At 68.1% G+C, this 1,447-nt stretch carries 1 protein-coding gene; it reads left to right on the plus strand.

The window, feature by feature from the left end; all coding sequences use genetic code 11:
- Window positions 1-144 precede the first annotated feature (144 nt).
- Entirely contained in the window at window positions 145-1,398 is a 1,254-nt protein-coding gene (locus tag SJ20_RS11385; protein WP_044658653.1) for an IS256 family transposase, read from the plus strand.
- Window positions 1,399-1,447 lie beyond the last annotated feature (49 nt).

The following is a 1,447-nucleotide window of genomic DNA, read 5'->3' on the forward strand; positions in this document are numbered from 1 at the left end:
AGCTGGCCAAGGCCGACCTGGTAGTTGAGTCCCGCATAGTGGTGTAGCGCCCGGTGGTCGGGCACGTCGTCTCAGACGTGGACGCGGCCACCGTGTGATCCTTCGAGTGAACCTCTCACAGCACCCTCGAATGGAGTCATCACGATGACCGCTCCTCATATTCTCGACCCTGCCGGCCTGCTGAGCGAAGCCCTGTCCGAAGCGTCCCCGGACATGATGCGCCACTTGCTGCAGACCATGATCAACACCCTGCTCTCCGCCGATGCCGACGCGGTGGTCGGCGCCGAATGGGGCAAGCCCACCCCGACACGGTCCGCCCAGCGCAACGGGTACCGGCACCGGGACCTGGACACCCGGGTCGGCACGGTCGATGTAGCCATCCCGAAGCTGCGCTCTGGGACGTACTTCCCGGAGTGGCTGCTGGAACGCCGAAAGAGAGCGGAGTCGGCGCTGATCACCGTGGTGGCGGACTGCTACTTGGCCGGGGTGAGTACCCGGCGGATGGACAAGCTGGTCAAGACCCTGGGGATCAATGCCCTCTCCAAGTCCCAGGTCTCCAGGATGGCCGCGGACCTGGATGAACACGTGGAGTCCTTCCGCCACCGGCCCCTGGATGAGGCCGGTCCGTTCACGTTCGTGGCCGCGGACGCGCTGACGATGAAGGTCCGCGAGGGCGGGCGGGTGGTCAACGCGGTGGTGCTGCTGGCTACCGGGGTCAACGGTGACGGCCACCGCGAGGTCCTGGGGATGCGCGTGGCGACCAGTGAGACCGGTGCGGCGTGGAACGAGTTCTTCGCTGACCTCGTGGCCCGGGGCCTGGCCGGGGTCCGCCTGGTCACCAGTGACGCCCATGCCGGGCTCAAGGACGCCATCGCCGCCAACCTGCCCGGCGCCACCTGGCAGCGGTGCCGGACCCACTACGCGGCGAACCTGATGGGCATCACCCCGAAGTCCATGTGGCCGGCGGTGAAGGCCATGCTCCACTCGGTCTACGACCAGCCCGACGCCACGGCGGTGAACGCGCAGTTCGATCGGCTGCTGGACTACGTAAGCGAGAAGCTCCCGGCGGTGGCCGAGCACCTCGGTGATGCCCGGGCGGACATCCTGGCCTTCACGACGTTCCCGAAGGACGTCTGGACGCAGATCTGGTCGAACAACCCGGCCGAGCGGCTCAACCGGGAGATCCGCCGCCGCACCGACGCGGTGGGCATCTTCCCCAACCGGGCAGCCATCGTCAGGCTGGTCGGGGCGGTGCTGGCCGAGCAGACCGACGAATGGGCCGAAGGGCGCCGCTACCTCGGCCTCGAGGTCCTCGCCCGCTGCCGCCTCACCCCCGTCGAGGACACCGGAAGCGAGGTGGGCACCGACACCGACACTGCCCTCGAGCTCAGCGCCTGACAGCCCCAACGAAGGATCCAACCGCTACACCACCACAAGGGGCTTGACC

Source organism: Micrococcus sp. MS-ASIII-49 (genome assembly GCF_000946635.1).
GTDB classification, from domain to species: Bacteria; Actinomycetota; Actinomycetes; order Actinomycetales; family Micrococcaceae; genus Micrococcus; species Micrococcus luteus.